This is a genomic window from Streptomyces sp. NBC_00287 (assembly GCF_036173105.1).
In the GTDB taxonomy this organism is placed as follows: Bacteria; Actinomycetota; Actinomycetes; order Streptomycetales; family Streptomycetaceae; genus Streptomyces.
Window position 1 is genome coordinate 4095265 of record NZ_CP108053.1, and the last position, 24143, is coordinate 4119407.

21 protein-coding genes are annotated in these 24143 nt (G+C 71.7%); 10 read left to right on the forward strand and 11 right to left on the reverse strand.

Annotated elements, in window-relative coordinates:
- Nucleotides 1-3 precede the first annotated feature (3 nt).
- The 4 genes from OHT76_RS18555 to OHT76_RS18570 form a co-directional block, all read right to left on the reverse strand.
- Nucleotides 4-849, reverse strand: a complete 846-nt coding sequence (locus tag OHT76_RS18555; protein WP_328871951.1) for a DMT family transporter — start codon at nt 847-849, stop codon at nt 4-6.
- Nucleotides 846-1364, reverse strand: a complete 519-nt coding sequence (locus tag OHT76_RS18560; RefSeq protein WP_328871952.1) for a YbaK/EbsC family protein — start codon at nt 1362-1364, stop codon at nt 846-848. The genes OHT76_RS18555 and OHT76_RS18560 overlap by 4 nt, the downstream gene beginning before the upstream one ends.
- A 126-nt stretch (nt 1365-1490) precedes the next feature.
- Nucleotides 1491-3713, reverse strand: a complete 2223-nt coding sequence (locus tag OHT76_RS18565; protein WP_328871953.1) for an MMPL family transporter — start codon at nt 3711-3713, stop codon at nt 1491-1493.
- Between the two features lie 105 nt (nt 3714-3818).
- A complete protein-coding gene (locus OHT76_RS18570; RefSeq protein ID WP_328871954.1) occupies nt 3819-4421 on the reverse strand; it encodes a TetR/AcrR family transcriptional regulator in 603 nt (200 codons plus the stop codon).
- Between the two features lie 155 nt (nt 4422-4576).
- Here OHT76_RS18570 and OHT76_RS18575 point away from each other — a divergent pair, with 155 nt between their 5' ends.
- Nucleotides 4577-7798: a S41 family peptidase gene (locus OHT76_RS18575; RefSeq protein WP_328871955.1), complete on the forward strand. Its 3222-nt coding sequence runs from the start codon at nt 4577-4579 to the stop codon at nt 7796-7798.
- An 11-nt stretch (nt 7799-7809) separates the two neighbouring features.
- Here OHT76_RS18575 and OHT76_RS18580 read toward each other — a convergent pair whose 3' ends face one another.
- Entirely contained in the window at nt 7810-8433 is a 624-nt protein-coding gene (locus tag OHT76_RS18580) for a MerR family transcriptional regulator (RefSeq protein WP_328876568.1), read from the reverse strand.
- A 174-nt stretch (nt 8434-8607) separates the two neighbouring features.
- Here OHT76_RS18580 and OHT76_RS18585 point away from each other — a divergent pair, with 174 nt between their 5' ends.
- The 4 genes from OHT76_RS18585 (at nt 8608) to OHT76_RS18600 (ending at nt 12182) form a co-directional block, all read left to right on the forward strand.
- Nucleotides 8608-10131 carry a flavin-containing monooxygenase gene (locus tag OHT76_RS18585; RefSeq protein ID WP_328871956.1) on the forward strand — a complete coding sequence of 508 codons (1524 nt, stop codon included), beginning with the start codon at nt 8608-8610 and terminating at the stop codon, nt 10129-10131.
- Nucleotides 10128-11045: an alpha/beta fold hydrolase gene (locus OHT76_RS18590; RefSeq protein WP_328871957.1), complete on the forward strand. Its 918-nt coding sequence runs from the start codon at nt 10128-10130 to the stop codon at nt 11043-11045. Before OHT76_RS18585 ends, OHT76_RS18590 begins: the two co-directional genes overlap by 4 nt.
- On the forward strand, nt 11042-11926 hold the full coding sequence (locus OHT76_RS18595; RefSeq protein ID WP_328871958.1) for an SDR family oxidoreductase: 885 nt from the start codon (nt 11042-11044) through the stop codon (nt 11924-11926). The genes OHT76_RS18590 and OHT76_RS18595 overlap by 4 nt, the downstream gene beginning before the upstream one ends.
- Nucleotides 11927-12002: 76 nt before the next feature.
- Complete coding sequence (locus OHT76_RS18600; protein WP_328871959.1) at nt 12003-12182, forward strand: hypothetical protein; 180 nt, start codon at nt 12003-12005, stop codon at nt 12180-12182.
- Nucleotides 12183-12245: 63 nt separating this feature from the next.
- On the opposite strand, the gene OHT76_RS18605 is transcribed toward OHT76_RS18600, so the two are convergent.
- Entirely contained in the window at nt 12246-13070 is an 825-nt protein-coding gene (locus OHT76_RS18605) for an exodeoxyribonuclease III (protein WP_328871960.1), read from the reverse strand.
- A 47-nt stretch (nt 13071-13117) separates the two neighbouring features.
- Here OHT76_RS18605 and OHT76_RS18610 point away from each other — a divergent pair, with 47 nt between their 5' ends.
- Nucleotides 13118-13597 carry a GNAT family N-acetyltransferase gene (locus OHT76_RS18610; RefSeq protein ID WP_328871961.1) on the forward strand — a complete coding sequence of 160 codons (480 nt, stop codon included), beginning with the start codon at nt 13118-13120 and terminating at the stop codon, nt 13595-13597.
- On the opposite strand, the gene OHT76_RS18615 is transcribed toward OHT76_RS18610, so the two are convergent.
- The 3 genes from OHT76_RS18615 to OHT76_RS18625 form a co-directional block, all read right to left on the reverse strand.
- Nucleotides 13594-14049, reverse strand: coding sequence for a phospholipase (locus OHT76_RS18615; protein ID WP_328871962.1), 456 nt, complete (start codon nt 14047-14049; stop codon nt 13594-13596). The genes OHT76_RS18610 and OHT76_RS18615 overlap by 4 nt on opposite strands.
- Before the next feature lie 109 nt (nt 14050-14158).
- Nucleotides 14159-14773 (reverse strand): response regulator transcription factor, encoded by a 615-nt coding sequence (locus tag OHT76_RS18620; protein WP_328871963.1) that lies wholly within the window; start codon nt 14771-14773, stop codon nt 14159-14161.
- A gap of 17 nt (nt 14774-14790) precedes the next feature.
- Nucleotides 14791-16071, reverse strand: a complete 1281-nt coding sequence (locus OHT76_RS18625) for a sensor histidine kinase (protein WP_328876569.1) — start codon at nt 16069-16071, stop codon at nt 14791-14793.
- A gap of 290 nt (nt 16072-16361) precedes the next feature.
- Between OHT76_RS18625 and OHT76_RS18630 the strand changes: the two genes are divergently transcribed.
- The 4 genes from OHT76_RS18630 to OHT76_RS18645 all read left to right on the forward strand — a co-directional run bounded on the left by OHT76_RS18630 (nt 16362) and on the right by OHT76_RS18645 (nt 22242).
- Entirely contained in the window at nt 16362-18221 is a 1860-nt protein-coding gene (locus tag OHT76_RS18630; protein ID WP_328871964.1) for an AfsR/SARP family transcriptional regulator, read from the forward strand.
- Nucleotides 18222-18389: 168 nt separating this feature from the next.
- Nucleotides 18390-18905, forward strand: coding sequence for a DedA family protein (locus OHT76_RS18635; RefSeq protein WP_328871965.1), 516 nt, complete (start codon nt 18390-18392; stop codon nt 18903-18905).
- A gap of 155 nt (nt 18906-19060) precedes the next feature.
- Complete coding sequence (locus OHT76_RS18640) at nt 19061-19798, forward strand: ABC transporter ATP-binding protein (RefSeq protein WP_328871966.1); 738 nt, start codon at nt 19061-19063, stop codon at nt 19796-19798.
- A complete protein-coding gene (locus tag OHT76_RS18645; protein ID WP_328871967.1) occupies nt 19792-22242 on the forward strand; it encodes an FtsX-like permease family protein in 2451 nt (816 codons plus the stop codon). The genes OHT76_RS18640 and OHT76_RS18645 overlap by 7 nt, the downstream gene beginning before the upstream one ends.
- A gap of 153 nt (nt 22243-22395) precedes the next feature.
- Here OHT76_RS18645 and OHT76_RS18650 read toward each other — a convergent pair whose 3' ends face one another.
- Both OHT76_RS18650 and OHT76_RS18655 read right to left on the reverse strand, forming a co-directional pair.
- A complete protein-coding gene (locus OHT76_RS18650; RefSeq protein WP_328871968.1) occupies nt 22396-23334 on the reverse strand; it encodes a TauD/TfdA family dioxygenase in 939 nt (312 codons plus the stop codon).
- Nucleotides 23331-24107 (reverse strand): 4'-phosphopantetheinyl transferase family protein, encoded by a 777-nt coding sequence (locus OHT76_RS18655; protein ID WP_328871969.1) that lies wholly within the window; start codon nt 24105-24107, stop codon nt 23331-23333. The genes OHT76_RS18650 and OHT76_RS18655 overlap by 4 nt, the downstream gene beginning before the upstream one ends.
- Between the last annotated feature and the right edge of the window lie 36 nt (nt 24108-24143).

The window sequence follows — 24143 nt, forward strand, 5'->3', positions numbered from 1 at the left end:
CTTCTAACCAGCCCGCAGCATCAACCCGATCCCCACCACCAGCAACACCGCCGCCACCATCCGCGGCGCCCCGAACCTCTCCTTGAAGAACACGGCGCCGATCGCCGCCCCGACGATGATGGAGGACTCCCTCAGGGCGGCGATCGGCGCCAGTTCCGCGCGTGTCTGCGCCCACAGGACGAGGGCGTAGGCCGACACGGACAGCGCGGCGCCGAGCAGACCGACCGCGGCGAACGGCCGTAGGACCGCGGCCGTCCCGCCCCGCCAGCGGTACAGCGCGTACGCCGGGAGCACCGTCCCCTGCACCGCCATCAACCAGGCGATATAGCCGAGGGAGGAGCCGGAGGCGCGTACGCCCAGGCCGTCGACGACCGTGTACGCCGCGATGGTCAGGCCGGTCGCGAGGGCCGCGCCGATCGCCGCCCAGTTCGGCCGGTGTCCGCGCAGACCCCACAGGGCCACGCCGGTCAGCCCGGCGCACGAGACGGCGATACCGGTGGCCGCCCAGCCGTCCGGCACCTCATGGGCGAAGAGCGCGGCGAGGAGCGTGACGACCAGGGGCGCGGTGCCACGGGCGATCGGATAGGCCTGCCCGAAGTCACCGAGCCGGAAGGACTTCATCAGCAGGGCGTAGTAGGCGATGTGGATCACCGCGGAGGCGATCAGATACGGCCAGGCCCCGGCCGCCGGGGCAGCCGTGAACGGCACCGCCGCAAGGCCGATCACCATCCCGCCGCCCGAGATCAGGGCGAACCCGACGAGCTTGTCGGGGATGTGGTGGGCGAGGGCGTTCCAACTGGCGTGGGTGACCGCGGCGAGCAGGACGGCCGTGGCGACCAGCGGCGTCACGCGGTGCGCTCGCGCACGTCCACCAGGGTGCCGCCGGCGTGGGCGATCAGGGTCTTGGGCTCCATGGGGAAGACGGTGTACGGCGTACCGGCGGCGGCCCAGACGATCTCGTGATCGAGCAGCGAACGGTCGGCGAGGACACGTGTGCGCGTGCGGTGCCCGAAGGGGGGCACACCGCCGATGGCGTACCCGGTGGTCTCCCGTACGACATCCGCCTTCGGCCGGGTGACCTTCTCGGCGCCGAGTTCCCGGCGCACCAGCTCCATGTCGACGCGGGAGGCCCCGTCCATCAGGACGAGCACCGGCACACCGTCGGCGGCGAAGATCAGGGACTTGCAGATCTGGCTCAGCTCGCACCCGATCGCGGCGGCCGCCTCGGCGGCGGTCCTGGTGGCCTCCGGAAAGCGCCGGACCTGTGCCTCGATCGCGCCGAGCCCCAACTCGTCGAGGGCGGCGGCGAAACGGGGGTGGGCTCCTGAACCGGCGGCAGAAGCTGATGCATCGGCAGACGTCATGCACGGCACGCTAGCGGTGCGTGTACGGCACATGCGACCGGATTGAACGGCACATGAGGAAGCCGGTGAGGGCACCACCGTCCCCACAGGGACCCTCACCGGCTGGTCTCACTCAGAAGCGGTACGTCAGGCGCGTACCAGCTCCTTGTCCTCGTCGTCCTCGGACGCCCGCGCCTCGGACGCCCGCTGCAGGCCCTCGCCCTCGACATCGACGTTCGGCAGCACGCGGTCCAGCCACTTCGGCAGCCACCAGGCCCGCTTGCCGAGCAGGGCCAGCACCGCCGGGACGATCGCCATACGGACCACGAAGGCGTCGAAGAAGACCGCGATGGCGAGGCCGAAGCCGATCATCTTGACCATCGACTCGGAGGAGCCGATGAAGCCGGCGAAGACGGCCATCATGATCACAGCGGCCGCTGTAACCACCCTCGCGCCGTGCTTGAACCCGGTCACGACTGCCTGGCTGGGCTTCTCGCCGTGGACGTACGCCTCGCGCATCCGGGTCACGAGGAACACCTCGTAGTCCATCGCGAGACCGAAGACCACGCCGACCATGAAGATCGGCATCATCGACATGATCGGGCCGGTCTCCTCGACGCCCATGAGGCCGGACAGCCAGCCCCACTGGAAGACCGCGACGACGGCGCCCAGCGCGGCGAGCACGCTCAGCAGGAAGCCGAGAGCCGCCTTCAGCGGGACCAGGATCGAGCGGAACACCGCGATCAGCAGGAGGAAGGCGAGGCCCACCACGAGCGCGAGATACGGGATCAGCGCGTCGTTCATCTTCTGCGAGAAGTCGATGTTCATCGCCGTGGTGCCGCTGACCAGCACCTCGGTGTCCGTGTCGGCCTTGATGCCGGCGCCGGTGTCCCGGATCGCGTGGACCAGGTCCTCGGTCTGGGTCGAGGAGGGCTTGGAGTCGGGGACCACGGTGATGGTGAAGGTGTCCCCGGCCTTGTTGAACGTCGCCGGCATGACCGATACGACGCCGTCCAGGCCCTTGATCTCGTCGGCCACCTCGGTGGCGGCGGCCTTCGGGTCGGCGCTGCCCTTGGCGTCGCCGACGATCATCAGCGGTCCGTTGAAGCCGGGGCCGAAGCCGTCGGAGAGCAGGTCGTAGGCGCGGCGCTGGGTGGTGGAGGTCGGCTGCGAACCGTCGTCGGGCAGGCCCAGCTCCAGGGAGGCGACCGGGACCGCGGCGGCGCCGAGGCCGATCACGCCGAACAGCAGGACGGCGACCGGGCGGCGGACCACGAAGCTGGCCCAGCGGGTGCCCATGTTGGGCTTGGCCTTCTCGGCGCCCTCGGCCTTCTTACGACCGAACAGCTTGCTCTTGGAGCCCGCCGGCTGCACCTTGCGGCCCGCGTAACCGAGCAGCGCCGGGATCATCGTCAGGGCGATCAGAACCGCGATCACGACCGTGCCGGCCGCGGCGATACCCATCTTCGTCAGCATCGGGATGTTGACGACCGACAGGCCCACCAGCGCGATGACGACGGTGAGACCGGCGAAGACCACCGCGGAGCCGGCCGTTCCGGTGGCGCGGCCGATGGCTTCCTCGCGGTCCCGGCCCTCGGCCAGTTCGGCGCGGTAGCGGGAGACGATGAACAGCGCGTAGTCGATGCCGACGGCGAGGCCGATCATCATGGCCAGCGTGGAGGTGGTGGAGCCGAGGTCCAGCGCGTTGGCGAGGGCGGTGATCGTGGAGACGCCGATGCCCACACCGATGAGCGCCGTCAGCAGCGGCAGTCCGGCCGCGACCAGCGAGCCCAGGGTGATGACCAGGACGACGGCGGCGACCGCGATACCGATGATCTCGGTGGATCCGGTCTCGGGCGTGGCCTGGAGCGCGTCACCGCCGATCTCGACGGTCAGCCCGCTCTCGCGTGCCTCGTCGGCGGCGTGCTCCAGGGCCTCCTTGGAGGCGTCCTCGAGCTCCATGCCGGAGACCTCGTAGCGGACCTGGGCGTAGCCGACGGAGCCGTCCTCGGAGACCGACTTGGTCTGGAACGGGTCGGTGACCGAGACGACCTCGGAGCCGGTGCCCAGTTCCTTGACGGCCTGCTCGACGGCGGCCTTGTTGTCGGCGTCCGCGAGCTTCTGCCCGTCCGGCGCCTCGAAGACGACACGGGCGGTCGCTCCGTCGGCACTCGAACCGGGGAATCGTTCCTCCAGCAGATCGAAGGCCTTCTGGGCCTCGGTGCCGGGGATGGAGAAGGAAGAGTTGCCCGCGGCGGGCGCGGAGGCGGCGCCGACGCCCGCGAGCGTCAGCAGGGCCACCCAGATGAGGGCGACGAAGTGCCGTCGGCGGAAGGCGAGTCGGCCGAGCCGATAGAGGAACGTGGCCACGGAGGCGTACTCCCGGTCATGTCGTGGGGGTGGTTCAGGGCAGGGTGGATCAGCCCGGCGACGTGAGCGGTGACGTCAGGTGGAGTGGGCTTGCTGGGGACTTGTTCAGCTGAGAGGAGCGCCGAAGGCGGGGAGGACCACGGCGTCGATGTACGAAAGGAGGAAGGCCTGGGTCGGCGGCTGATCCTCGATCAGCCCCCGGGTGACGAACGCGCCGATCATCATGTGCACCACGTAGTCGAGCGCGGGGCAGTCCTCGCGGATCTCACCCCGGTCGACCGCGCGCTGCAGCACACGACGGAACTCCGCCATCTCCGGCTCGATGAGCTGTTCCCGGAACTCCCGCAGGAGATCGGGGTTGTGATGGACCGCCATGGCCAGACCCCGCATCAGCGCGGCGTTCTGTTCCAACTGGCAGTCGTCCGTGTGCTCCATGTGGGCGTGCAGGTCGCCCCGGAGCGTCCCGGTGTCGGCGTCGGAGAAGTCACCCCCGGGCTTGGTGGCCCGGATCGCCTTGACGACGAGCTGCGGCTTGCCGCCCCACTGGCGGTAGAGCGTGGCCTTGCTGGACTTGGTGCGCGCGGCGACCGCGTCCATGGTCAGGGCGTCGTAGCCGACCTCGCGGAGCAGATCGAGCACGGCCTCGTACAGCTCGGCCTCACGCTCGGGCGTGATCCGGCTGCGGCGCACCGTTGCTGCCTCGGCCATGAGTCACACCACCTTCCCTGCGAACGACACGGTTTCGTACAGAACGAATGTAGCGCAGGGGTCAGCGAAACGAAACCGTTTCGTACGTGGCCTCGGTCACGTCGTCCTCTTTCTCACGAGTTGCCCGGGCCCATCGACAGGAAAAGCATGAGGAGGTGAGCTATCTGCGCCTGCCCCACATCAACGGTGAACTGCTGTGCTTCGTGGCCGAGGACGACCTCTGGCTCGCCCCCCTGGACGGACCCGGCCGCGCCTGGCGGCTCACCGTGGACCGCACCAAGGTGGGCCACCCCCGCTTCTCGCCCGACGGCGAGCACATCGCGTACACCAGCTGGCGAAGTCTCGTCCCCGAGATCCATCTGGTCCCGACGGAGGGCGGACCGGGCCGCCGGCTCAGCTACTGGGGCACCGCGGACACCCAGGTCACGGGCTGGACCCCGGACGGCGACATCCTCGCGGTCGCCTCCCACGGCGAGCCCTTCTCGTACTTCACGTGGGCCTACAAGGTCTCCCCCGACGGCTCCCCCGGCCGCAAACTGCCCTGGGGCCCGGTCTCCGACCTCCAGGTCGCCGATCTCCCCGACGGCCACAAGACCCTGCTGCTCACCGGCACCCCGCCGCACGAACCGGCCGCCTGGAAGCGCTACCGCGGCGGCGCCACGGGCCGCCTGTGGCTGCACGGCGAACGGCTGCTGGCCGACCTCGAAGGACACCTCGCCTGCCCCATGTTCGTCGACGGCCGGATCGCCTTCCTCTCCGACCACGAGGGCGTCGGCAACCTCTACTCCTGCGCCTACGACGGCTCCGACCTGCGCCGGCACACCGACCACGACGCCTTCTACGCCCGGCATGCCTCCAGTGACGGCACCCGGGTGGTCTACCAGTGCGCGGGCGAGCTGTGGATCGTCGACGACCTCTCCGGTGAGCCGCGCAAGCTCGACGTCCGGCTGAGCGGCCCGCGCGCGGGGCGGCGCCGCTACCAGGTGCCCGCCGCCCAGCACGTCGACGGCATCTCGGTCGACGAGACGGGCCGCGCGAGCGCCGTCGTCGTACGCGGCAGTCTGTACTGGCTGACCCACCGCGACGGTCCGGCCCGTACGATCACCGACTCTCCGGGGGTACGGGTCCGGCTTCCGGAGATGCTCGGCTCGGTCGGCCAGGTCGCGTATGTCACCGACGCCGAGGGCGAGGACGCCATCGAGGTGGCCTATCTCCCCCGGGCGACCGGCGACCGCGAGCCGCGCCGGCTGGCCTCGGGCGAGCTGGGCCGGGTGCTGGAGCTGGTGTCGGATCCGCAGGGCGAGCGGCTGGCCATCGCCTCCCACGACGGACGGCTGCTGCTCATCGACGCCACCGAGGACTCCAACGGCGAGGTGACCGAGCTGATCCGGTCGATCAACGGGCCGGTGCGGGACCTCGCCTTCTCGCCGGACGGCACCTGGCTGACGTGGTCGCACCCGGGCATCGGCCGCTCCCTGCGGCAGATCAAGCTGGCGAGGATCAAGGACCGGCTCATCATCGACGTCACCAACGGCCGCTTCGAGGACGAGAACCCGGTCTTCACCAGCGACGGCCGCTATCTGGCCTTCCTCTCCTGGCGCGGCTTCGACCCGGTGTACGACGTCCACACCGGCGACCTGTCCTTCCCGCTCGGCTGCCGCCCCTACCTGGTGCCGCTGTCGTCGGCGACCCCCTCCCCCTTCGCCCTCACCCCGGAGGGCCGCCCGGCCGCCGGAGGCCTGGACCCGGTGGAGGAGGAGGGCGGCGAGACGGGCGCGGTGACGGTGGAGATCGAGGGCTTGGAGAGCCGCGTCACCCCCTTCCCGGTCGCCGCCTCCAAGTACTCGGCGCTGTACCCGGTCGCGGGCGGCGGCCTGGTCTGGCTGCGCTGGCCTATCTCGGGGGCGCTCGGCGAGACCTTCGCCAACCCCGACGACACGACCGGCCGTCCGACCCTCGAGCACTTCAACATCAGCAAGGCGAAGAAGTCCGAACTCGTCGAGCATCTGGACTGGTTCGCGGTCAGCGGCGACGGCAGCCGGCTGGTCGTGGTCGACGAGGGCGATCTGCGCGCGGTCCCCGCGACCGAAGCCGGCGACAGCGACTCCACGGTGTGGATCGACTCCCGCCGCATCCTGCACGAGGCCGACCCCGCCGCCGAGTGGCGTCAGGCGTACGAGGAGGCGGGCCGGCTGATCCGCGCCTACTTCTGGGACCCCGGCATGTGCGGCATCGACTGGAACGCGGTGCTGGCGCAGTACCGGCCCCTGGTCGAACAGGTGGCGTCCCCGGACGAGTTCGCCGATCTGCTCCGCGAGGTGCTGGGCGAGCTCGGCACCTCCCACGCCTATGTCTCCCCGGCCCGCCGCAACGAAGGCCCGCCCCACTACCAGCGCCGCCAGGGCCTGCTCGGCGCCAACTTCGTGCGGCGCGAGAACGGTTGGACGGTACGGCGCATCCTGCCCGGCGACTCCTCCGACTCCAAGGCCCGCTCCCCGCTCGCGGGCACCGGCATCCGCGAGGGCGCGGTACTGACCCACGTCGACGGCCGCGAGGTGGACCCGGTGACAGGCCCCTATCCGTTGCTCGCGGGAGCGGGCGGTACGACCGTGGAGCTGACGTTCACGCCGGCGGAAGGGGAGGGGCGTGCACGGCGCGTGGCCGTGGTCCCGCTGGTCGACGAGCGCCCCCTGCGCTACCAGGACTGGGTGGCCAAACGCCGTGAAGTCGTACGGGAGTTGAGCGGTGGCCGCTGCGGCTATCTGCACATCCCCGACATGGGCGGCTCCGGCTGGGCCCAGTTCAACCGCGATCTGCGCATGGAGGTCTCCCGCCCCGCGCTCATCGTCGACGTCCGCGGCAACGCGGGCGGACACATCAGCGAGCTGGTCGTGGAGAAACTGACCCGCACGATCCTGGGCTGGGACCTCACGCGGGACGCCCAGCCGGTGTCGTACGCCTCGAACGCCCCGCGTGGCCCGGTCGTGGCGCTGGCGGACGAGGCGACCTCCTCCGACGGCGACATGATCACGGCCGCGTTCAAACTCCTGAAACTGGGCCCCGTGGTCGGCCAGCGCACCTGGGGCGGAGTGGTCGGCATGACCGGCCGCCACCGTCTGGGTGACGGCACGGTGATCACGGTGCCGATGAACGCGGCGTGGTTCGACGCGTACGGCTGGTCGATCGAGAACAAGGGCGTCACCCCCGACCTGGAGATCCTGCGCACCCCCCTGGACTGGGCGGAGGGCCGCCACGCCCAGCTGGACGACGCGGTACAGCTGGCCCTGGACCTGCTGGAGACGAACCCCCCGGCGACCCCGCCGGACCACTCCCACGTCCCGGACCGGTCGCGGCCGAAACTGCCGCCGCGCTCCTGAGGTCAGGACACTTACCGACCCTGCTTGCGCAGCCGCCGGTCCAGCGCCAGGGACATCTCCGCCTCCACCACGCTTCTCGCGAGCGGGCGCAGGCGGGGCAGGTCCTCCTCGGTGCCGTGGCGCAGGATCAGGTCGGCGAAGAGGTCGGCGAGGACGTCGGCGTGGGCGCGCAGTTCCTTGCCCGCGGCCAGGACCTCGGCGAGTGGGATGCCCTCACGGACCAGGGCGGCGGAGACGTCCAGCAGGCGGCGGCTGATGTGGACGATCTCTTCGCCGTCGGTGGCGAGGTAGCCGAGGTCGAGGGCGGCGGCCAGGTTCTCCGGGGTCACCTGGCCCTCGAAGCGGGCAGCGAGTTCCTCGGGGGTGAGGCGGACCGGCTCCTCCTCGGTGGGGGAGGCGACGCCGAGCAGGTCGGCGACGTCCCGGCCGTGATCGAGGGCCTCGGCGAGGTCGGCGATGCCGCTGAGGGTGTGACCGCGTTCCAGCAGCGCCGAGATCGTGCGCAGCCGGGCCAGATGGCCGTCGTCGTACCAGGCGATACGGCCCTCGCGGCGGGGCGGTGGGATGAGCCCGCGCTCGCGGTAGAAGCGCAGGGTGCGCACGGTGATGCCGGCCAGTCGGGCCAGCTCCTCCATGCGGTACTCGTGTCGGCCCTCGGGTCGTCCAGCGTCTTCTGCCACGCCGGAAGCCTATGGCGTACCGGGGGTAACTTTCCTTCGCCCACCCCCTACCCATGAGTACGGAGCTGCTCTACTCTCCGATTGCGCCAGTATTCACTGGCGGAGTCGCACGGTGTGGAGGGCTTCGGGATGACCGAACACGAGCATGTACGGGTGGCGGTGATCGGATCCGGGTTCGGCGGGCTCGGGGCCGCGGTGCGGCTGCGGCGCGAGGGCGTCACCGACTTCGTCGTCCTGGAGCGGGCGTCGAGCGTCGGCGGCACCTGGCGGGACAACAGCTATCCCGGCTGCGCCTGCGACGTCCCGTCCCACCTGTACTCCTTCTCCTTCGCGCCCAACCCCGACTGGCCGCGCACCTTCTCCGGGCAGGAGCACATCCGCGCCTACCTGGAGCACGTCACGGACGTCTTCCGGCTGCGCCCGCACATCCGCTTCGACTCCGAGGTGAAGCGGATGGTGTGGAACGCCGAGCGGCTGTGCTGGGACATCGAGACCACCGGCGGGAACCTCTCGGCCGAATTCGTCGTCTCCGCCACCGGCCCGCTGTCCGACCCCAGGATGCCGGACATCCCGGGGCTCGACTCCTTCCCCGGCAAGGTCTTCCACTCCGCCCGCTGGGACCACGACTACGAGCTGCGCGGCAAGCGCGTCGCCATGGTCGGCACCGGCGCCTCCGCGATCCAGATCGTGCCGGCGATCCAGCCGGAGGTCTCCCGACTCACGCTCTTCCAGCGCACCCCACCGTGGGTGATGCCGCGCATGGACCGCGCGATCAGTGGCGCGGAGCGCTGGCTGCACAAGCAGCTCCCCTTCACCACCCAGGCCCGGCGCGGTCTGCTGTGGGGCATCCGGGAGCTTCAGGTCCAGGCCTTCACCAAGCACCCCAACGAACTGGGCCTGGTGGAGAAGCTGGCCAAGCAGAACATGGCCCGCTCCATCAAGGACCCGGCCCTGCGCGCCAAGCTCACCCCGGACTACCGCATCGGCTGCAAGCGGATCCTGCTGAGCAGCGAGTACTACCCGGCGCTCACCCGGCCCAATGTCGACGTCGTCGCCAGTGGGCTCGCCGAGGTGCGTGGCTCGACGGTCGTCGCCGCCGACGGCACCGAGGCCGAGGTAGACGCGATCGTCTTCGGCACCGGGTTCCATGTCACCGACCTGCCCATCGCGGACCGGGTCGTGGGCGCCGACGGGCAGACCCTCGCCGAGGCCTGGAAGGACGGGATGGAGGCGCTGCGGGGCGCGTCCGCCGCCGGGTTCCCGAACTGGATGACGGTCATCGGGCCCAACACCGGGCTCGGCAACTCGTCGATGATCCTGATGATCGAGAGCCAGCTCAACTACATGGCCGACTTCGTACGGCAGTTGAACGTCCTGGGCGGACGCGTCGCCCTGGACGCCCGCCCGAGCGCTGTGCACGCCTGGAACCGGCGCGTGCAGGAGCGCATGAAGCGCACGGTGTGGAACACGGGCGGCTGCACGAGCTGGTACCTCGACGCGAACGGCCGTAACACCACGATCTGGCCGGGCACGACGGGCGAGTTCCGGCGGGCGACGCGGAGAGTGGATCTCGGGGAGTACGCGGTAGTGCGCGCCGTGGGCGGCTCCGAGGGGCAGACCGGCGCTGAAGAGCGTGCGGAGGTGGACGCATGAGCCGCCTGATGCACGTCAGCTCCGGGCCCTACGCCCCACCCGCCCCCGCGCGCGAACTCACCGCGATCTCCGCGGACGGCGCGCCCCTGCACGTGGAGGTGCACGGCCCCGACAACGCACCCCCCGTCGTCCTCGCCCACGGCTGGACCTGCTCGACCGCCTTCTGGGCGGCGCAGATACGGGAGCTCGCCAAGGACCACCGCGTCATCGCCTACGACCAGCGCGGCCACGGACGCAGCCCGGCGAGCCGCGCCTGCGGTACCGAGGCGCTCGCCGACGACCTGGAAGCCGTACTGAAGGAGACGCTCGCGCCGGCGGAGCGGGCGGTGATCGTCGGGCACTCGATGGGCGGGATGACGGTGCTGGCCGCCGCGGCGCGGCCGGTGTTCCGGGAGCACGCGGCCGCCGTGCTGCTGTGCAGCACCGGGTCGTCGCGGCTGGTCGCCGAGGCCACCGTCGTACCGATGCGGGCGGGGCGGCTGCGGACGTGGCTGACCAAGCAGATCCTCGGGTCGCGGGCGCCGCTTGGGCCCGTCACACCGCTCGCGCGGCGGATTCTCAAGTACGCGACCATGGGGCCCGGTTCGGCGCCGCACATGGTCGAGGCGTGCGCGCGGATCGTGCACGCGTGTCCGCGCCGGGTGCGCCATGCCTGGTCGCAGGTGCTGGATCTGCTCGATCTCGACCACGGGATACGGGAGTTGACCGTGCCGACCGCGGTGGTCGTCGGGACCGCCGACCGGCTCACCCCGCCGGTGCACGCACGCTCACTGGCGGCCGCGCTGCCGACGTGCGTCGGGCTCACCGAGTTGCCCGGGCTCGGGCACATGACGCCGGTGGAGGCGCCCGAGCTGGTCAGCACCAGGATTCGTGAACTCGTCGTCGCCTACGCACAGATCAAGGAGGGCGCATGAGCAGGGTCAGCCTCGAAGGACAGGTCGCCGTCGTCACCGGAGCGGCGCGGGGCGTGGGTGAGCTGCTCGCCCGCAAGCTCTCCGCGCGCGGGGCGAAGGTGGCGCTGGTCGGGCTCGAACCCGACGCCCTCAAGCAGGTCTCCGAGCGGCTGCACAGCGAGAGCGACCACTGGTACGCCGACGTCACCGACCACGAGGCGATGGCCCAGGTGGCGCGGGAGGTCAAGGAGCGGTTCGGGAAGGTCGACATCGTGGTGGCCAACGCCGGTGTCGCGTCCGGGGGGCCGTTCGTGGACTCCGATCCGGTGGCGTGGCGGCGGGTCATCGAGGTCAATCTCATCGGATCCGCGGTGACCGCGCGGGCGTTCCTGCCGGTGCTCATGGAGAGCCGCGGCTATCTGCTCCAGATCGCCTCCCTCGCCGCGATCACTCCGGCGCCGATGATGACCGCGTACTGCGCGTCCAAGTCGGGTGTGGAGGCGTACGCGCACAGCCTGCGCGCCGAGGTCGGCTACAAGGGCGTACGCGTGGGCGTGGGGTATCTGTCCTGGACCGACACGGACATGGTGCGCGGCGCCGATCAGGACGACGTCATGCGGGAGTTGCGGCAGCGGCTGCCGTGGCCGTCGAACAAGACGTATCCGCTGGGGCCCGCGGTGGACCGGATCGTCGCCGGGATCGAGCGGCGCTCCAGCCATGTGTACGGGCAGTGGTGGCTGCGCGGGATGCAGGGCGTGCGGGGGTATCTGCCGGCGGTCATCGGGACCGTGGGCCAGCGGGAGATGCGCAGGTTCGCGGACCGGCTCGACGGCATGCGGATCGGCCTCGTGGGCGCGGGCGGGGAGGCCGATGAGCAGGAGAGGACTACGCGCCGTAACTGATCGACATGCGCTGCGTCACCGGGCGTGTGAATCTGGTCGGGCTTGATCCCCTCACCCATCACGGGAGTGAAACCTCATGGGCATGAAGGACCAGTTCCAGGACAAGTCCGAGCAGCTCCAGCAGCAGGCCAAGGAAAAGATGCAGCAGGCCCGCGAAAAGGGCGCGCAGCGCGGCCAGCAGCGTGACCGCGACGAGGAGACGGAGCGCCTGCAGCGGGAAGAGCAGGACCGCTTCGACCAGGACTACGACGCGTAGCTGCTGCGCTCGGCTTGAGCCGATGACGTGGGGTGTCCCGAGCTTCGGGGCACCCCACGTTCGTCATTGCTCGAAGACCACGGTCACCGGGGCATGGTCCGACCACCGCTCCTCATGGCTTGCGGCACGCTCCACGTACCCCTTGACCGCCCGGCCCGCGAGCCCCGGCGTCGCCATCTGGTAGTCGATGCGCCAGCCCGTGTCGTTGTCGAAGGCCCGCCCCCGGTACGACCACCAGGTGTACGGCCCCTCGACGTCCGGGTGCAGGGCGCGTACGACGTCGACGTAGCCGCCCTCGGACGGGTCGAGGACGCGGCCGAGCCACTCGCGTTCCTCCGGCAGGAAGCCGGAGCTCTTCTGGTTGCCGCGCCAGTTCTTCAGGTCCGCCTTCTGGTGCGCGATGTTCCAGTCGCCGCAGACCACGACCTCGCGGCCGTCGGCGGCGGCGCGTGCGCGCAGCTCCTTGAGGTAGGCGAGGAACTCGGTCATGAAGCGGACCTTCTCGTCCTGGCGCTCCGTGCCGACCTCGCCGGAGGGCAGGTACAGGGAGGCGACCGTCACACCGGGCAGGTCGGCCTCGACATAGCGGCCGCTGGTGTCGAACTCGCTCGATCCGAAGCCGACCTGGACGCGGTCGGGCTCGCGGCGGGTGTAGAGGGAGACGCCCGCGCGGCCCTTGGCGGCGGCGGGGGCGTGGACGACGTGCCAGCCGTCGGGTGTGCGCACGGTGTCCGGCAGCTGCTGCGGCTCGGCGCGCACCTCCTGCAGGCAGAGCACATCGGCGGAGGTCTCGGCGAGCCACTCCACGAAGCCCTTCTTCGCGGCGGCGCGCAGCCCGTTCACATTCACGCTGGTCACAGTGAGCACCCGGGCACGATACCGGCACACTGGACGGAGTCCAGATTCCGACCACTGATGAATGTACGGTTTTCCGCATGCACATACGTCGCGTCTCCTTCGACCACCCCGACGCCGTCAAGCTCAACGACGCGGTCCAGGCCGAGTACGACATCCGCTACGGCGACGGCGGCGACGCCACCTCGATGGACGCGGCCGACTTCGAGCCGCCGAACGGTGTGTACCTGATCGCCTACGACGAGCTCGGCGTCCCCGTCGCCTCGGGCGGCTGGCGCGTCCAGGACGCCAACGGCGAGGGCAATGTCGACGGGGACGCCGAGCTGAAGCGGATGTATGTGACCGACGCCATGCGCGGCCGTGGTCTCGCCCGGCGCATCCTCGCCGCTCTGGAGGAGGACGCGCGGGCGGCCGGGCGGCTGCGCATGGTGCTGGAGACGGGCGCCAAGCAGCCGGAGGCGGTCGCCCTGTACGAGTCCAGCGGCTATGAGCCGTGCGTGAAGTTCGGCTACTACCGCTTCCACGAACTGAGCCTGTGCTACGCCAAGGCGCTGCTCTAGCCGAGCTTGTCGACCGCCTGGTAGTACGTCCAGGCGGCCGCGTCGCAGGAGGTCTTCTTCAGCCCTGAGTAGGTGGCGCAGACGCGCTTGAGGTCGGCGTAGAAGGCGTCGTCGAGGCGGGTCTTGTTGGTGTCGAAGGTGCCGGCCGCCTTGTAGTTGCGGTAGCCGAAGTCATGGCGGACACAGGCGTTGGAGAACGGGAACCCGAAGGGGTTGTCCGGCGACGTGGTGCAGTAGTCCGTGGACCAGTCGAAGCCGTAGGCGCTCCACGCGCTCTGGTTGGCGCGGGCCGCGAAGAAGGCGTTGTAGCTGCTCGCGCCTGTCTGCGTCCAGCCACTGAGGACCGCGCCCTTGTCGGCGGGCGCGGCGGCGGCCTCGGTGGCGGGCAGCAGGGCGGCGGTCAGCGCGAGCGTGGCGGTGGCCAGGGACGCGGCTGCGGTACGACGGCGCATGAGGTGTCCTCCGTGGGGAGCGCTGCTCGCTCCGGCGGGGGTCGCTCGGAGCGGCGTCAGCGTTCGCCGCGGGGTTACAGCGGATGTATGCGCCGGCTATAGGGGCTGGTCAGGAGCGGAGGTAGGCCAGGACGGCCAGGACCCTGCGGTGGGTCTCCTCGGCCGGGGGCAGGTCCAGCTTGGTGAGGATGGAGCCGATGTGTTTGCCCACGGCGGCCTCGGAGACCACCAGCGCCTTGGCGATGGCGCCGTTGGACTTGCCCTCCGCGATCAGCGCCAGCACCTCGCGTTCGCGTGGGGTGAGCCGCTCCAGTGGGTCGCGGCGCCGGCGCAGCAACTGCCGTACGACTTCGGGGTCGACGACGGTGCCGCCGTCCGCGACCTCGCTCAGCGCGTCGACGAACTCCTCGACCTGGCCGACGCGGTCCTTGAGGAGGTAGCCGACCCCGGATCCGTCGCCCGAGTCGAGGAGGTCGGAGGCGTAGGTGCGCTGCACGTACTGGCTGAGGACCAGTACCGGCAGGGCGGGCCGCGTCTCGCGCAGGCGCACCGCGGCGTGCAGGCCCTCGTCCTGGAAGCCGGGCGGCATGCGTACGTCGGTGACGACGATGTCCGGTTCGTGCTCCTGAACGGCGGCGACCAGGGCGCTCGCGTCGCCGACGGCGGCCACCACGTCGTGGCCGCAGCGGCCGAGCAGGCCGATGAGGCCCTCGCGCAGCAGCACACTGTCCTCGGCCAGAACTACCCGGAGCGATCGGCGCGTTCGGCCGTCTCGGTCCACTCGCAAGGAATCTCCACACTCAGCAAGGTCGGTCCGCCCGGCGGACTGGACAGGGAGAGTCTGCCATCGAGGACGGACACCCGGTCGGCGAGTCCGGTCAGTCCGCTGCCCCGGTCGGCGTCCGCGCCGCCGCGGCCGTCGTCGCGGACCTTGAGCACCAGGCGTCCGTCGTCGTGGCCGCCGCTGACGGCGGCGCGGGTGGCGCCGCTGTGCTTGGCGACGTTGGCGAGGGCCTCGCAGACGACGAAGTAGGCGGCGCTCTCCACCGCTTGGGGCAGCCGTCCGGGCAGGTCGAGGTCGACGTCGACGGGGACGGCGCTGCGGTCGGCGGCGTCGGCGACGGCCGCGTCGAGGCCGTAGTCGGCGAGGACCTTGGGGTGGATGCCGTGGATGAGCTCGCGCAGTTCCGCGAGGGCCTTGCCGGCTTCCTCGTGGGCCTTGGCGAGCTGGTCGGCGAGGGGGCCCGGCGGGACGTCGAGGCGGGCCAGGCCGAGCGTCATCGTCAGGGCGACCAGGCGCTGTTGGGCGCCGTCGTGCAGATCGCGTTCGATACGGCGGCGTTCGGCCTCGAAGGCGTCGACCAGCCGGATCCGGGAGCGGCTGAGTTCGACGACCTTCTCGCCGAGGTCGGCGTCGCGCGGGGCGATCAGCAGACGGGTCAGCTCGGCGCGGGCGCCGGCCGTCAGGGCGAGGATGTAGGCGCCGGCGGCCAGCAGGAGCAGGCCGAGGACGGCGACGCCGAACGCGGTCGGCCAGTCGGTGACCGTCCACTGCTTGAGCACCTTGGTCTCCTCGCCCGCGCCGACCGTGGCCATCAGCAGCGGGGTCGCCGCCATCGACAGCGGGAAGAGCAGGGCGACGGTGACGACGAAGGCCTCGGCGGGCCAGAGCAGTACGGCGAAGAGCAGGGCGTAGCCGAGTTCCCGCCAGGTGAGCTGCTCGCGCAGGCGGGTGGTGAACCAGCACCACAGTCCGGGCTCGGCGGGTTCGGCGTGCGGGCCGTTCGCCGGGTCACCGTCGATCAGCCGCAGTCGGCGCCGCTCCATCGTGGCCACGGGCAGGCCGGCGAGGGCGGTGACGGCGAGCAGGGGCAGGCCGACCAGGACGATCGCCAGGACGCCGCCCACCGCCACCAGGGTCACCAGGGACACGAGGGCGGCGATGCCCGCCAGCACGCCCGTCAGCAGATACGCGACGGAGCGCCAGGGCCACGGCGACAGCAGGAAGTCCGGCCGGGACATGGCCTGCCACACATTGCGAGGGTGCATGGGGATCACCGTAGAAGCCGGGGCGTGGGCTGTGCCATCGGTCCAGGTGGCGGACCGGGGGTAGGGCTGGCCATACCCCCGGGGCAGGCGATGCGGGGTCACGGGTGGGCCGCTGCAAGGTCCTGCCATCGCAGGCTGCTGCCAAACAGAAGGCTCAATTCCGGCCGGGAGTGGCGCAAACAATGGCCATGGGTCAACGCTGCGCGCGTTGCGATCCGGCCCTGTCCATAGGGCCGGGGCTCACAGGAGTGGGGGACTCACACATGGAATTCCAGCTTCTCGGTCCGGTGGAGGCACGGCAGACAGCACAGAACCCGGGGCGACGGGTGGCATTGTCCGGCTCGAAGGTGCACACGGTGCTCGCCGCACTGCTGCTCGCCCGGGGCCGGGTGGTGGGGGACGGCAGGCTCAGCGAACTGCTGTGGGGGTGGGAGCCGCCGGCCACCATGAACGCGCAGATCTACACGTACATTTCGAGACTGCGCAAGCTGCTCGGCCCTGACGTGGAGTTGATCCGTCGTCAGCCGGGCTACCAGCTGCTCGCCGAGGGTGCGCGGCTGGACGTCGTGGAGTTCGAGGAGCTGGACCGCGGGGGCCGCAGGGCGCTGGAGGAACGCCGGTTCTCGGACGCGGCGGACTTACTGCGCCGGGCGCTCGATCTGTGGCAGGGCCCGGCGCTGGCGGGGGTGACGCCGTATCTCGCCGAGGCGGAGGTGCCGCAGCTGGAGGAGGCCCGGGTGACCGCGCTGGAGCACCGGGTCGAGGCAGATCTGGCGCTCGGCCGGCATCAGCGGCTGGTGTCCGAACTCACCGGCCTGGTCAGCGAGTTCCCGGTACGGGAGCGGCTGCGGGCCCAGCTGATGACGGCGCTGTACCGCGGGGGGCGGCAGGCAGACGCGCTGCACGTCTATCACGAGGGCCGCACGGTGCTCGCCGAGGAGCTGGGGGTGGACCCCGGGCCCGATCTGACGGCCGCCTACCAGGGTGCGCTCAGCGGTGAGCTGGGGCGGCTGCCCGAGCCCGCCCGGGTGTCCGTGGCCGTCTCCGGTGCGGCGCGGCGTACGCCGCCGCTGCTGTTGCCGCCGGATCTAGCCGACTTCACCGGGCGGCGGCGGGAGTTCGAGGAGCTGTGCGCGGCGCTGGTGCCGGCGCCGGCCGAGCGGCGGCTGCCGTTCCGGCCGCGGCGGCTGCTGTTGAGCGGTATGGCGGGGGTGGGCAAGACGGCGCTCGCGGTGCGGGTGGCGCACGCGGTGGCCGGGGAGTTCCCGGACGGGCTGCTGTATGCGCGGCTGCGCCACGAGGACGGTGGGGTGAAGGACTCCGGGGTGGTGCTGGCCCAGCTGCTGCGCACCTTGGGCGAGCGGCCGGAGGACGTGCCGGTGCCGGGCGGCGGGCCGGGGCGGCTCGACGAGCTGGTGCACCGGTGGCGGACCAGGACGGCGGGGCGCAGGCTGCTGGTCGTGCTCGACGACGCGGCGAACGAGCTCCAGCTGGACGCGCTGCTTCCGGCCACGACTGAGGCGGCGGTGCTGGTCACCAGCCGTGGGCGGCTGTCCACGGTGCCCGGATCGCGCGGTCTTGCCCTCGAACCCCTCGGGGACGCGGAGTCGCTGGCGCTGCTGGGGGCGGTCGCGGGGCCCTCGCGGATCGGGGTGGAGCCCGAGGCGGCCCGGCTGATCGCGCGGGCCTGCGCCGGTCTGCCGCTCGCCCTGCGGATCGCGGGGACCCGGCTCGCCGCGCGTCCGCACTGGCCGGCGGCGCGGCTGGCCCGTCGACTGGCCGACCCGGCCTGCCGGGCGGAGGAGTTGCGGGTGGGGGAACTGGACGTACGGCACACCCTGTCCAAGGCGCTCCGACAACGGCCGGTGGACGAGCGGGAGTTCGTGACCGCCTTCGCACCGCACGGCACGGAACCCTTCACCACGGCACGGGCCGCGCGCTTCGCCGGCGTCGCGGAGGAGGTGGCGGAGGAGCTGCTGGAGCGGCTGGTGGAGGCGGCGCTGCTGGAGATGGCGGGCATCGACGCGACGGGAGAACCCCGGTACCGCTTCCATGAGTTGGTCCGCCTGGTCGCGGCGGGCCTGCCGGAACGGGACGGAGGGCTGACGCTGTCGGGGGCGTGAGCGCCCCCGAAGGGGCGCGGGGAACTGCGCGACCAGCCCCCACGCAGCCGCAGCTACCCCGCAAGGTATGCCTGGCCCTACCCCAAGTCTCGCCTCTGCCGCACTGCGTCACACCCGCCTTACGCGGTTTCGTGGAGTGGTCGAAGCGGCGAGAGAGACGGGGACCGGATGTTGGCTTGGCTGGCCGAGCGTGTGCTGGCGTTCGGGAGTATCGGCATCCTGGTCACGGTTCTGCTGCTGCCCGCCCTGGAGGCGGCGCTGCCGGTGATCGGCGTGGCGCTGCCGGGACAGACCGCGGTGGTGCTCGGCGGGGTGTTCGCCTGGCACGGGCACATCAGTGTGCAGGCCGCGCTGCTCACCGCGATGGCGGGCGCCGTACTCGGCAACGCCGTCGGGTACGCCGTCGGCAGACGCTGGCGGCGGCCGCTGCTGGAGCGGATGCCGGGCGGTGCGCGCGGGAGCCGGTACACCGCTCGGGCGCTCGGCCTGATCGAACGGCGCGGCGGCGGCGCGGTGTTCGTCGGCCGGTTCACCGCAGTGCTGCGCACCCTCGTACCGACCCTGTGCGGGGCCGTCCGGATGCCGCTGCACCGCTATCTCGCCTGGTCGCTGGTGAGCAGTGCGGTGTGGGCGCCCTCCTTCGTCCTGCTCGGCTATGTGATGGGCCCGGCCGGACCCGGCTGAGTGCGCCCTTCGCAGGTTGCTGCCAGGGCAGTCTCCTGCCGCCCGCGGCACCTCGTTCGGGCCCGGCCCGCTTCGACAATGACTTCGCCACGCCACTTCCGTCCCGCCTTGGTGCGCGGGAGGACCGACACCAACGAACAGGGACTTAGGGACAGATGACGAACAACGCGATCCAACTGCGCTCCGTGAGCCGGGAGTACGGGTCGGGCGGCGGCCGAGTCACCGCCCTCGACCAGGTCTCCCTGGCCTTCCCCCGGGCTACCTTCACCGCCGTCATGGGCCCCTCCGGCTCCGGCAAGTCGACCCTCCTGCAGTGCGCCGCCGGTCTGGACCGGCCGACGTCCGGCTCGGTCACCGTCGGCGACACCGAGCTGACGAAGCTGAGCGAGACCCGGCTGACGCTGCTGCGCCGCGAGCGCATCGGCTTTGTCTTCCAGGCGTTCAACCTGCTGCCCTCGCTGACCGCCGAGCAGAACGTGGCGCTGCCGCTGCGCCTGGCAGGGCGGCGCCCCAAGAAGGCCCGGGTCCGTGAGGTGCTGGCGCAGGTCGGTCTCGGCGACCGGGCCGGGCACCGCCCCTCGGAGATGTCCGGCGGCCAGCAGCAGCGGGTCGCCCTGGCCCGCGCCCTCATCACCCGCCCCGAGGTGCTGTTCGGCGACGAGCCGACCGGCGCCCTGGACTCCCAGACCAGCCGTGAGGTGCTGACGCTGCTGCGCGGCATGGTCGACGCCGAGGGCCAGACGATCATCATGGTGACCCATGACCCGGTGGCCGCCTCCTACGCGGACCGGGTGGTCTTCCTGGTCGACGGGCGCGTCAACGGCGAGCTGATCGGCGCCTCGGCCGGCGACATCGCCGCCCGGATGACCAAGCTGGAGGCCGTGCCGTGCTGAGCGTCGCCCTGCGCACCCTGCGCACCCGCTGGGTCACCTTCGTCGGCAGCTTCGTCGCGCTGTCGCTCGGTGTCGCGCTGATCGCCGTGATGGGTCTGGCCCTCGCCTCCTCCCTCAACGCGCCCGAGCGGCAGCCGGAGCGGTTCGCCGCGGCCCCGGTCGTGGTGCAGGGCAAGGACACCCTGAGCGTGCCGACCTCGATCGGGAACCGCGAGCAGGAGCTGGAGCAGCCCAACCCCGTCCCGGCGAAGACGGTCACCGCGCTGAAGGAGCTCGGCACCGTCACCGAGGACCGCTCCTTCGCCGTACGGGCCGAAGGGGCGCCCGGTGATCTGGTGGGCCACCCGTGGTCCACGGCGGCCTTCGCGCCGTACAAGCTGAGCGAGGGGCGCGCGCCCGAGGCCGACGGTGAGGTCGTCGTCAGCGGCGACTGGGCCGCCGTAGGAAAGGAACTGCGCACCGCCGCCGGGACCGTGACGGTCGTCGGGACCGTCGGTGGGCTCGGCTTCGAGGACGCCGTCTTCTACACCGACGCGCGTGCCGCACAACTGGCCCCGGTCTCCACGCAGTTGGTCGTGGACGCCGACGCCTCGGCGGTGCGGAGCGCGGTCGACGGCTCCGGCGTCGAGGTGCTCACCGGCACCGACCGGCGGTACGCGGATGCCGACCCGGACCGTGACAGCGAGGCACTGACCGCGCTCAACGCCATGTTCGGCACGGCCGGCGGGGTCAGCGGCTTTGTGTCGGTGTTCGTGGTGGCCTCCACGTTCGCCTTCGCCGTCGCCCAGCGGCGCCGCGAGTTCGGGCTGCTGCGCACCGCGGGTGCCACGCCCGGGCAGATCCGCCGGATGGTGTTCGCCGAGGCCCTGCTCGTGGGTGTCCTCGCCTCCGCAGCGGGCTGTGTCCTCGGCGCGTACGCGGCGCCCCATCTCGCCGAGTGGGTGGTGGACGGCGGGCTCGCGCCCGAGTGGTTCGCCATCGGTGACCAGACCTGGCCGTACCACATGGCCTTCTGGACGGGTCTGCTGGTCGCGCTGTGCGGGGTCGTCGCCGCGTCCTGGCGGGCCGGGAAGACCGGGCCCACCCAGGCGCTGCGCGAGGCCTCGGTGGACAGCCGGACCATGACCTGGGGCCGCTGGCTGTTCGGTGCGGGCCTGCTGGTCACCGCCGCGGTGACGCTGGTGCTGGCCCTGGTGACCGAGCCGGGCGATCTGCTGCACCGCAAGACCTACGTCAGCCGGCCCATGCTGCTGATCACCGCGATCGCGCTGCTGTCGCCGGTGCTGGTGCGCCCGCTGACCCGGCTGATCGCCTGGCTGCCGGCCCAACTGCCGGGCGCGGGCGGCATGCTGGTGCGGGAGAACGCCGCCGCCGGGGTGCGCCGTACGGCCGCCATCGCGGCGCCCGTGCTGGTCACCGTGGCGCTGGCCGGTTCGCTGCTCGGGGCGACCGCGACGCTGAACGAGGCGAAGGCGACCGAGACCCGGGAGCAGACCGTCGCGGACTTCGTGGTGGCCCCGGGTGGTGACGGCTTCGACGCGGCGGCGGTGGAGCGGCTGCGCGAGGTGCCCGGCGCGGAGGTCTCGGTGACCTCGTCGAGCGCGGTGTACGTCCTGGAGGAGGGCGTCGCGCTGATCCGTTCCGACGCCCGGGCCGCCGAGGCGAAGGCGCTCGCGGACACCGTGAAACTGCCGGTCACCGCGGGCCGGGTCACCGACCTCGACGACGACTCGATCATCGTCAACGAGGAGTGGGAGAAGCACACCGTCGGGGACCGGGTGAGCGTGTGGCTCGGCGACGGTACGAAGAAGTCGCTGCGGATCGCCGCGGTGATGTCCATCGGAACCGGCAACAACGGCGTGTACGTCACCCCGGCCAACGCCCCGCGCGCACCCGTCGACCGGGTCGATGTGAAGATCGCAGACGGCGCGGACGCCGCGGCCGTGGCGAGCGCACTGGCTACGGCGGTCAAGGGCGACGGCGGCGAGGTCCTCACCAAGGACCAGTGGGTGCAGGCCAGTTACCCGGAGACCAATGAGACCACCCGGCTCGGTTTCCTGCTGGTCCTCGGCATCGCCCTGCTGTACACGGGCATCTCGCTGGCCAACACCCTGGTGATGGCGACCTCCGACCGGGTCCGGGACCTGGCGGTGCTGCGGCTCGCCGGGGCCACCACCTGGCAGGTGCTGCGGCTGGTGGCCTGGGAGGCGCTGATGGTCGTGGTGGTCGGCGGGGTGCTGGGGCTGCTGGTGGCCGCGCTCAACCTGCTCGGCATGTGGAGCGCGCTGGGCCTGCTGTCGGTGTGGACCTCGATCGAGATCCCGTGGGCGGCCGTCGGCTCCGCGGTGGGCGCCTGTGCGGTGCTGGCCGTGGTCTCCGCGGTGGCGCCGGCCGGGCTGTCCATGCGGCGGCGGGCCGTGGAGCTGGCGGGCATGCGGGAGTGAGGGCCCGCTGAGACGTCGCGCCGGGTGGTCAACGTCCCCCGTCCCGCCCGGCGCGGCACCAAAGAGGGCCGGCCGCCGGTTCCGTACGGCATGTGTACGGAACCGGAGGCCGGCCCTCGCCTGTGCTGAACAGGCGTGAAAGGAGAGGGGTGTTCAGACGGCGACCGGGGAACGCGAGGGTTCCGCCATCGCCACCGCGATCTTCCGCGGGCCCGTGAACGGCTCACGGCCGTGTGCGGCCAGCATGTTGTCGACGATCAGCACGTCGTCGCGCTGCCAGTCGAAGCGGGTGGACGCCGAACGGTAGGCGGCCCGCAGATGCGCGACCGTCTCGTCGGGGATACGGCCGCCGTCGCCGAAGTAGGTGTTGGTGGGCAGGTCCTCGTCGTCGAAGATCTCCCGCAGCCCCTCCTGCACCTCCGGCGCCAGCGAGGTGACATGCCAGAACGTGGCGTGGTTGAACCAGACCTCCTCCCCGGAGACCGGATGCGTGTGCACCGCCCGCCGGACCGTGGTGGTGCGCAGCCCCCCGTCGGGCCGCCACTCGGCCGTGATGCCCTTGCCCCGGCAGTACTCCACGATCGAGTCCCGGTCCTCCGTGCCGAACGCCTCCTGCCACGGCACCCCGAAGTCGGCGTGGAAGTTGCGCACCACGCGCCAGCCGCCGCGCCGCACGAACTCCTCGCGCACCGCCGGGTCGATCGCCCGGTACACCTCGCGGATGTCGGCGAGCGGGGTCGCGCCCTGGGTGAGGGCCGGCTCGATGCAGTAGAAGTACAGGGTGTGCGGCCACACGGCCTGGTAGGAGTTCTCGTTGTGCAGGAAGATCTCCTCGTCGGCCGGGTAGTCGGTCGACGTGTACACCTGCCCCTTGATGGTGGAGCGCGGCGAGGAGCGCTCGGCGTAGTCCAGCGGCGCGCTGCCGGAGAAGGCCCGCACCACCCCGTCGAAGCCGTCGACGCCGCCGACCTCGAAGCCGCGCAGCAGGATCGCTCCGCGGGTGCCGAGGACCTCCCTGAGTTCGGTGCGGTGTTCGGCGATCCAGCTGTGCACCGGGGTGCCGGGGGCCCCCGTGTATGTGATCGCGGTCATGGGACCAGGACCCCTCTCGTCGGTTCGCCCTGGCTGTCCAGGGACTCGTAGCGGCGCAGGACGACCGGGCCGAGCGCGGTGCCGGCCTGCCGGGCCAGGGCCGCGAACACCCCGTCGACCACGGGCAGGTCCTCCACCAGCCAGGTGTCGGGCCCGGTCGGCAGCGCGTGGCCGACCAGCACGGGGCCGTCGTCGGCGGGCTGTACGTCCACCTCGCGCAGGTTGGTGATGATGCCGACGCCGCTCGCCTTGACGACGGCCTCCTTGCGGGTCCAGCAGCGGAAGAAGGCGTGCAGCCGCTCCCGCTCGCCCTCGTGCGCGTCCACGTGGGCGAGTTCGCAGGGGCTCATCACCAGCCGTGAGGCGCCCTCCACATCCAGGTCGCGGCCGTCCTCCAGGTCGACGCCGACCTGCCGGCCGACGAGCACCGCGAGCAGCCAGTGCGGCCCGGACCTGGACAGGTTGAAGTCGAGGTCGGTGTGCGGCCAGTCGATACGTGGCCTGCCGTGCCGCGGGTGGGCGCAGCGCGGGCAGGGGCGGCGGCCGAGGACCAGGTCGCGCGGATCCTCACCCAGGTAGTGGGCGAGGATCCGGCGCAGGGCCGCGTGCGCCGACGCATAGCGCGTCGCGGCCGGTTCGCCGAGGCGTCGGGCCTGGGCCAGCTCCTCCTCGGACAACAGGTCGGTGTCGCCCGGCGCCAGGGTGTCCGGTGCCCTGCCCCGCCAGACGTGGACCGCGTCGTGGTCCCTCAGATACTCGTATGCGGCGGTCATCGCCTCAGTCCGTTCTGTGCGTTGGGGAGCCGAGGG

Coding starts and splice junctions, on each gene's coding strand:
- OHT76_RS18560 (WP_328871952.1), bottom strand. CDS start 1,364: ATGACGTCTGCCGATGCATCAGCTTCTGCCGCCGGTTCAGGAGCCCAC.
- OHT76_RS18570 (WP_328871954.1), bottom strand. CDS start 4,421: ATGGCCGAGGCAGCAACGGTGCGCCGCAGCCGGATCACGCCCGAGCGT.
- OHT76_RS18580 (WP_328876568.1), bottom strand. CDS start 8,433: ATGGAGGAGCTGGCCCGACTGGCCGGCATCACCGTGCGCACCCTGCGC.
- OHT76_RS18585 (WP_328871956.1), top strand. CDS start 8,608: ATGACCGAACACGAGCATGTACGGGTGGCGGTGATCGGATCCGGGTTC.
- OHT76_RS18590 (WP_328871957.1), top strand. CDS start 10,128: ATGAGCCGCCTGATGCACGTCAGCTCCGGGCCCTACGCCCCACCCGCC.
- OHT76_RS18595 (WP_328871958.1), top strand. CDS start 11,042: ATGAGCAGGGTCAGCCTCGAAGGACAGGTCGCCGTCGTCACCGGAGCG.
- OHT76_RS18600 (WP_328871959.1), top strand. CDS start 12,003: ATGGGCATGAAGGACCAGTTCCAGGACAAGTCCGAGCAGCTCCAGCAG.
- OHT76_RS18610 (WP_328871961.1), top strand. CDS start 13,118: ATGCACATACGTCGCGTCTCCTTCGACCACCCCGACGCCGTCAAGCTC.
- OHT76_RS18615 (WP_328871962.1), bottom strand. CDS start 14,049: ATGCGCCGTCGTACCGCAGCCGCGTCCCTGGCCACCGCCACGCTCGCG.
- OHT76_RS18625 (WP_328876569.1), bottom strand. CDS start 16,071: ATGTCCCGGCCGGACTTCCTGCTGTCGCCGTGGCCCTGGCGCTCCGTC.
- OHT76_RS18630 (WP_328871964.1), top strand. CDS start 16,362: ATGGAATTCCAGCTTCTCGGTCCGGTGGAGGCACGGCAGACAGCACAG.
- OHT76_RS18635 (WP_328871965.1), top strand. CDS start 18,390: ATGTTGGCTTGGCTGGCCGAGCGTGTGCTGGCGTTCGGGAGTATCGGC.
- OHT76_RS18640 (WP_328871966.1), top strand. CDS start 19,061: ATGACGAACAACGCGATCCAACTGCGCTCCGTGAGCCGGGAGTACGGG.
- OHT76_RS18650 (WP_328871968.1), bottom strand. CDS start 23,334: ATGACCGCGATCACATACACGGGGGCCCCCGGCACCCCGGTGCACAGC.
- OHT76_RS18655 (WP_328871969.1), bottom strand. CDS start 24,107: ATGACCGCCGCATACGAGTATCTGAGGGACCACGACGCGGTCCACGTC.